7 protein-coding genes are annotated in these 7,301 nt (G+C 71.5%); 5 read left to right on the forward strand and 2 right to left on the reverse strand.

Translation table 11 applies throughout. The features are described 5' to 3' along the window. Nucleotides 1–301: 301 nt before the first annotated feature. Nucleotides 302–1,183, forward strand: coding sequence for an LLM class F420-dependent oxidoreductase (locus tag AOK08_RS13580; protein WP_055525795.1), 882 nt, complete (start codon nucleotides 302–304; stop codon nucleotides 1,181–1,183). A 143-nt stretch (nucleotides 1,184–1,326) separates the two neighbouring features. Here AOK08_RS13580 and AOK08_RS13585 read toward each other — a convergent pair whose 3' ends face one another. Next, complete coding sequence (locus AOK08_RS13585) at nucleotides 1,327–1,884, reverse strand: NADPH-dependent FMN reductase (RefSeq protein ID WP_055525787.1); 558 nt, start codon at nucleotides 1,882–1,884, stop codon at nucleotides 1,327–1,329. Nucleotides 1,885–2,002: 118 nt separating this feature from the next. Between AOK08_RS13585 and AOK08_RS13590 the strand changes: the two genes are divergently transcribed. From AOK08_RS13590 to AOK08_RS13600, 3 genes are all read left to right on the forward strand, one after another. After that, a complete protein-coding gene (locus AOK08_RS13590) occupies nucleotides 2,003–2,695 on the forward strand; it encodes a TetR/AcrR family transcriptional regulator (RefSeq protein WP_055525788.1) in 693 nt (230 codons plus the stop codon). A 311-nt stretch (nucleotides 2,696–3,006) separates the two neighbouring features. Then, entirely contained in the window at nucleotides 3,007–4,041 is a 1,035-nt protein-coding gene (locus AOK08_RS13595; protein WP_055525796.1) for a LacI family DNA-binding transcriptional regulator, read from the forward strand. A 223-nt stretch (nucleotides 4,042–4,264) separates the two neighbouring features. Next, complete coding sequence (locus AOK08_RS13600) at nucleotides 4,265–5,710, forward strand: aldehyde dehydrogenase family protein (RefSeq protein ID WP_055525789.1); 1,446 nt, start codon at nucleotides 4,265–4,267, stop codon at nucleotides 5,708–5,710. A 112-nt stretch (nucleotides 5,711–5,822) separates the two neighbouring features. Here the strand turns inward: AOK08_RS13600 and trxA are convergent, their stop codons facing one another. After that, on the reverse strand, nucleotides 5,823–6,200 hold the full coding sequence (trxA, locus tag AOK08_RS13605) for a thioredoxin (protein WP_055525790.1): 378 nt from the start codon (nucleotides 6,198–6,200) through the stop codon (nucleotides 5,823–5,825). Between the two features lie 125 nt (nucleotides 6,201–6,325). Between trxA and AOK08_RS13610 the strand changes: the two genes are divergently transcribed. Beyond that, on the forward strand, nucleotides 6,326–7,301 hold a 976-nt coding region (locus tag AOK08_RS13610; protein ID WP_055525791.1), incomplete at its 3' end, for an FAD-dependent oxidoreductase.

The raw sequence follows: 7,301 nt of genomic DNA on the forward strand, positions 1-7,301 counted from the left end.
ATGATCCGCGTGTTCGGCGGGTTCCGGCACACCGCCGTCCGGCGGAACTTGCCCGCCATCCGGCGGGTAGGCCGGTCGGCCCGGTCGGCCCCGCCTCGGCCGGAACGGCAACCATGCCACTGACCTGGGGTTTTCTCCATATTCGTGGCCCGGAACCCTGCCAGGAGGCGCGGGCTTGACTTCGCGTGCGCTCCAAGAACTAGCGTCGAACCCGCGACGACACCGCTGGACGAAGATGGACGAAGACGGATGACAGCGGATGAAGACGGGCGGCAGCGGATGAAGAAGGACGGAGATGGACATGCGGCTGGGTGTGCATATCAATCGGTTCGACCACCCGGGGGGCGGCCCCGCACTCGGGCCTGAGCTGGCGGCGGCCGGTGCCGCGGCCGAGGCGGTGGGTGTCCACCGGCTCACGGTCATGGACCACTACTTCCAGATGGAGTCCAACGGCGGCGCCGAGGCCCCGATGCTGGAGGCCTACACGACCCTCGGCTTCCTCGCCGCCCACACCTCCACGGTCCGCCTCGGCGCGCTGGTGACCGGTGTGACGTACCGCCACCCCGGCCTGCTCGCCAAGATCGCGACCACGCTCGACGTGCTCTCCGGCGGCCGGGCCACCCTCGGCATCGGGGCGGCCTGGTACGACCGGGAGCACGAGGGGCTCGGGGTGCCGTACCCGGCGACGGCCGAGCGGTTCGAGCGGCTGGAGGAGACCCTGCGGATCTGCCTCCAGATGTGGGACCCGGACACCGACGGCCCCTTCGAGGGCAAGCACTACCGGCTGGCCGAGACCCTCTGCGTCCCGGCACCGGTCGGCTCGCCGCGCCCGGAGATCATGATCGGCGGTGGCGGGGAACGGAAGACCCTGCGCCTGGTCGCCCGGTACGCGGACGCCTGCAACCTGTTCGCGAGCACTCCCGAGGAGGTCGGCCACAAGCTCGATGTCCTGCGCGGCCACTGCGACAGCGTGGGACGCCCGTACGAGGAGATCACCAGGACGCTTCTCTACATGGGCGACGCGCTGGAGGAGAAGGACGTCGACGCCTTCCTCCGGGACATCGAGGGCTACGCCCGGTTCGGCATCGAGACGGTGATGCTGGCGCCGCGCACGGGCGAACCGGCCGCCTGGATCGAGGAGTTCGTGGCCGCGGCGGCACTTCGCGCGGCCGAACTGGGCTGAAGACGAGCCGGGTTGAGGCCGGGTGGCACGACGGTGACGGCATGTCGGCATGTCGGCATGACGGCATGACGGAGGGCCGGAGCCGGCGCGGGGATCAGCGGCGTCCCTGCGCGGGCTCCGGCCCTCCGTCACGCGTACGTCGATCAGGCGGCGGCAGCCGTGGCCTCGCCGTGGATCAGGCCGATGACCTCGGCGAGCTGCGCGGCGACCTCGGCGTCGTCGGAGGGGTGCGTCTCGGCGAAACGCTCCAGCGAGCCCGGGATGGCGAGCTTGGCGTCGATGACCTTGGCACCGGCGATGCCGGCCGCCTTGCGGGCGTCGTCCTGCGCCCAGACGCCGCCGAACTGGCCGTACGCGGTGCCGACCACGGCGACCGGCTTGGCGGTGAGGGCGCCGGCGCCGTACGGGCGGGACAGCCAGTCGATGGCGTTCTTCAGGACGGCCGGAATCGTGCCGTTGTACTCGGGGGAGAAGAGCAGGAACGCGTCGGCGGAGGCGGCGGCCTCGCGCAGCGCGACGGCGCCGGCCGGCAGGCTGCCTTCCACGTCGATGTCCTCGTTGTAGAACGGGACGTCGGCGAGACCATCGAAGAGGACGACCTCCGCGCCCTCCGGGGCGTGCTTCACAGCGGCCTCGGCGAGCTGGCGGTTGGTGGAACCGGCACGAAGGCTGCCGACGAGGGCGAGGATACGAACAGACATGGGGGTCTCCACAGAGGGTTGAAACATTGCCGTTACGATCCGGACCGAGGTCCGTTTAATGTTCTACCAGCCAAACGGACCGTGGTCCAGTTTTCTTCCGAGGCGTTACGCTGGCTTCATGTCCGACTCCCTGCCGCCCTTCCCGCAGCCCAAGTGGCGCGCCGGTGAACACGTGCTGCTGGAACTGGGAACCGGCATCGGCATCGGCCCCGACGTCGAGGCCGGAGCCGACGAGCCCTGTCTGCGCGCCGACGCCGCACGCAACCGCGCCCGCCTGCTGGAGGCCGCCGCCCGGCTGGTGGAACAGTACGGCGCGGCCGGCGTGACGATGGAGGCGGTGGCCGCCGCCGCGAAGGTCGGCAAGGGGACCGTGTTCCGGCGCTTCGGCGACCGTACGGGTCTGCTGATGGCCCTGCTCGACCACTCGGAGCGGACGCTCCAGGCCGCCTTCCTGACCGGCCCGGCGCCCCTCGGGCCCGGCGCGCCGCCCGTGGAGCGGCTGCGCGCGTTCGGTGTCGCGGTGCTGCGCCGGACCGTCGACGAACTGGAACTCCAACTGGCCGCCGAGGGCGAACCGGGCCGCCGTTTCGCATCCGCACCCCGTATGGTCCGGTCCGGTCACGTCGCCATGCTGCTGCGGCAGGCGATTCCCGGTGCCGACTGTGAACTCCTCGCGCAAACGCTGATGGGATATCTGGACCCGGCCCTCATCCATCACTTGACCGAGCGGTGCGGGGTGGCGCCGGCCCGGATAGAGGCGGGCTGGATCGACCTCGTCGACCGCATCACGGGCGACGTCTCTTCCCGTTGAGCGCTGGTTCCGGCCAACTGCGCCGGTCGCGCTCCGGCGTACGCGGGTGGTCAACCGCTGGAATCCGTCCGGGACTTGTCCTGGACCCCCGCTCCGGCTGTCCGGAAAGCGCGTTCGCCTCTCGGCGGTACGGGACGCGGCCGCGAAATCGTCGTACAACAGGCTCTGAACCGCTGGGAATGATCTTTTCCGAGCGTTTTGGTAAAGCGCTTTCCTGAAGCGCTTTCGTCAACCGCCTTTGCTGTCGGATCGATAGCGAAGTTCCCCCGGTCAAAACCTTGCCCCGAGGTTCTGCAAAGATGCCGTACGTCATGGTTCAGATACCGAATTCGGCCGTCCCGCCGACGCCCCCGCCGCGCTCCGTGCCCACGAGCGCGGATGTGGCACGCCTGGCCGGCGTCTCGCGCGCAACCGTCTCCTACGTCCTCAACAACACCAGTGCCGTCCGGATCAGCGAACCCACCCGCCGCCGCGTCCACGAGGCCGCGAAGGAACTCGGGTACGTTCCGCACGCGGCGGCCCGCAGCCTGCGGGCCGGGCACAGCCGCATGGTCCTGATGCCCGCGCCGAGTGTGCCGATAGGCCCGCTCTACAGCCAGTTCATCAACGAACTCCAGTGGGCGCTGAGCCGTCTCGACTACACCGTCGTCCAGTACGCCTCCCTCGGCCTGCGCGGCGACGAGGCCGCCCGGGCCTGGGCCGAACTGCGGCCCGCCGCGGTCCTCGTGCCCGTCGGCGGGATCGGACCGGAGGGCGTGGCCGTCCTCAAGCGCTCCGGCGCCCGGGCCGTCGTCACGCTCGGCACCGAGCGCATCGAGGGCGCGCACAGCCTGCTCATCGACCACGCCGGTGTCGGCCGTGCGGCGGGCGCGCACCTGTACGCGCGGGGCCGCCGCCGGATCGGCGTCGTCGTGCCCGACGAGCCAGGCCTCAGGGTCTTCTCCAAGCCCCGCCTCGACGGGGTGCGCGAAGCGCTGGACGGCACGGACGCCTCGGTGACCGTGCTGCCGCTCGCCTACGACGAGGAGTCCGCGGCCGGTCTCGCCGCCCGCTGGCCCGAACTCGGCCTCGACGCCGTCTTCGCGTTCAACGACGAGTACGCCATGCTGCTGATGCGGGCCCTCCAGGACGCGGGCGTCACCGTCCCGGACGACACCGCGATCATCGGCGCCGACGACCTGGTCCTCGGCCGGCTGCTGCGGCCCAGACTGAGCACGGTGCACATCGAACTCCCGGCCGGCCGCGACCTCGCGGAACTCGTCGACCGCGCCGTACGCAACCCCGGCGCCGGTGTCGAGTCCCATCACGTCCACGAGGCGACGCTCGTCCACCGCGACTCCAGTTGACCGGCGTCAGCGGGCGAGGACTCGGTCGGCGCGTTTCCCGTACGGCGTGACTAGGATGTTGCACGCTCAACCAGTGGGGGTGCCGTCGACCACCGGACGCCGTGTGCTGTGCTGCCGCGCGCCGGATCACCGCATCCCGCCCCGCGGCTGAGGAACGGCCGCGAACCACACGGGACCCGTGTTCGCCTCGCGCGTCCCGCCGGTGACTGATCGGAGAGCCACAATGTCGTTGCTCGACCCCAAGACCTGGCAGTCCCTTGCCGCCCGTGCCCTCTCGGGCCCCGAGTACACCGTCACCGAGCCCGCCACCGGCGAGGCGCTCGGTACGGTCACGCTCGCCACCGGCGAGGACGTCGGACCGGCCGCGCTGGCCGCGCGTACCGCCCAGGCGGCCTGGGCGCGCACCCCGCACTTCGTGCGGGCCGCGGTGCTCCGCAAGGCGGGCGACCTCTTCGCCGCGCACACCGAGGAACTGCGCGACTGGATCGTCCGCGAGTCCGGCTCGATACCCGGCAAGGCCGAGTTCGAGCTGCACGTCGCCGCCCAGGAGTGCTACGAGGCCGCCGCGCTGGCCTCCCGCCCGGCAGGCCAGGTACTGCCCTCCGAGGCGCCCCGGCTGTCCTACACGCGCCGGGTGCCCGTCGGGGTGGTCGGCGTGATCTCGCCGTTCAACGCCCCGCTGATCCTCTCGATCCGCTCCGTCGCCCCGGCCCTCGCGCTCGGCAACGCGGTCGTCCTGAAGCCGGACCCGCGTACGGCTGTCTGCGGCGGGCTCTCGCTGGCCGCCGTCTTCGCCGAGGCGGGCCTGCCCGAGGACCTGCTGCACATCCTCCCGGGCGGCCCCGACGCGGGCCAGGCCCTGGTCGCTGACCCCCTCGTCCCCGTGATCTCCTTCACCGGCTCCACGGCGGCGGGCCGGGCCGTCGGCGAGGCGGCCGGCCGCCACCTCAAGCGCGCCCACCTCGAACTCGGCGGCAACTCCGCGATGATCGTCCTGGCGGACGCCGACCTCGACGCGGTGATCTCCACCGCCGCCTGGGGATCCTTCTTCCACCAGGGCCAGATCTGCATGACGACCGGCCGTCACCTCGTCCACGAGTCGCTGTACGGGGAGTACGTCGAGCGGCTCGCCGCCAAGGCCGACTCCCTCGCCGTCGGTGACCCGTACCGCGCGCACGTCCACCTCGGGCCGATCATCGACGGTGCCCAACTCGCCAAGGTCCATGGCCTGGTGCAGGCCAGTACGGCCGGCGGCGCGAGGCTCGCGGCGGGTGGCACGCACGAGGACCTCTTCTACCGGCCGACTGTTCTCGCCGAGGTCAGCGACAGCACCCCCGCGTACGCGGAGGAGGTCTTCGGTCCCGTCGCGCCGGTACGGCCCTTCACCACCGTCGACGAGGCCGCCGCCCTCGCCTCGGCCGGCCCCTACGGGCTCTCCCTCGGCATCGTCACCCGCGACACCGCGCGCGGCCTCGACCTCGCCGAACGTATCCCGACCGGGATCGTGCACATCAATGACCAGACGGTCAACGACGAGGCTGTGGCGCCCTTCGGTGGGGTTGCCGCGTCCGGCACCGGTGCGCGGTTCGGGGGTGAGTCCAACCTGGAGGCGTTCACCGACGTGCGGTGGACGACGGTACGGGGGGATGTCGCCCCGTACCCCTTCTAGACGCTCCGTCGGGTCCGGTGGGTCGCTGCGGGCCCGGTGGGGGCTGGTCGCGCAGTTCCCCGCGCCCCTGGAGGGGGCTGCGCCCCCCAGGGGCAGCCCGGCCCAGAACCGGTTACTTGCCCTGCTGCGCCTGCTGCTGCGCGACCGACTTGCGGACCTCGTCCATGTCCAGCTTGCGGGCCTGTCCGATGACGTCCGTCAGGGCGGCCTCGGGCAGGGCGCCGGGCTGGGCGAACACGGCGACCTGGTCCCGGACGATCATCAGGGTCGGGATCGACTGGATCCCGAAGGCCTGCGCCAGCTCCGGCTGCGCCTCCGTGTCGATCTTGCCGAACACCAGGTCGGGGTTGGCCTCGGCGGCCTTCTCGTACACCGGGGCGAACTGACGGCACGGCCCGCACCAGGACGCCCAGAAGTCGATCAGCACGAAGTCGTTCTCCGTGACCGTCTGGTCGAAGTTCTCCTTGGTGAGCTCCACGGTGCTGCTCATGACCTGATTCCTCTTCCTGCTGTCGGGTCGTTTCCGGTGGTGCCCGCACAACACGGCCCGGCCACCGCGTATTCCGCGCCCATACCCATGTGGCCACGGGCCACGCCACCTACCAGACTGACCCCATGACGGAAACGGAAACCAACGTGTACGACGTCGTGGTGCTCGGTGGCGGACCCGTGGGGGAGAACGTGGCCGACCGCACCCGAGCGGCCGGTCTGACCACCGCGATCGTGGAGAGCGAACTGGTCGGCGGCGAGTGTTCCTACTGGGCCTGCATGCCCAGCAAGGCCCTTCTGCGCCCGGTCATCGCCCGCGCCGACGCCCGCAGGGTGCCCGGCCTGCGCCACCTCGTGCAGGGCCCCCTGGACGCCGAGGCGGTACTCGCCCACCGCGACTACGAGACCTCGAACTGGCGGGACGACGGACAGCTCGCCTGGCTGGAGAGCATCGGGGCCGACCTCTACCGCGGCCACGGACGCCTGGCGGGCCCGCGCACGGTGACGGTGACGGGCGAGGACGGCTCGACGCGCACACTGACGGCCCGGCACGCGGTCGCCGTGTGCACGGGCACCACCGCCCAACTGCCCGCCCTGCCGGGCCTCGCCGAGGTCGGGCCCTGGACCAGCAGGGAGGCGACCAGTGCCAAGGCGGTGCCCGGCAAGCTGATCGTGGTCGGCGGTGGTGTCGTCGCCGTCGAGATGGCCACCGCCTGGCAGGCGCTCGGCTCGCGGGTCACCCTGCTGGTCCGTGGCAAGGGCGTGCTGCCCCGCATGGAGCCCTTCGCGGGCGAACTGGTCGCAGAGGCACTGGCGGAGGCGGGCACAGACCTCCGTACCGGCACGTCGGTCCGGTCGGTGACCAGGAAGAACGGCACCGTCGTGGCGGTCACGGACACCGGCGACCGGATCGAGGCCGACGAGATCCTCTTCGCCACCGGACGCGCCCCGCACACCGACGACATCGGCCTCGACACGGTCGGTCTGGTACCGGGCTCCTGGCTGTCGGTCGACGACAGCCTCCGGGTCACCGGCAGCGACTGGCTGTACGCGGTCGGCGACGTCAACCACCGTGCCCTCCTCACCCACCAGGGCAAGTACC

Origin of the sequence: Streptomyces graminilatus (assembly GCF_001418565.1) — a bacterium.
GTDB lineage: Bacteria > Actinomycetota > Actinomycetes > Streptomycetales > Streptomycetaceae > Streptomyces > Streptomyces graminilatus.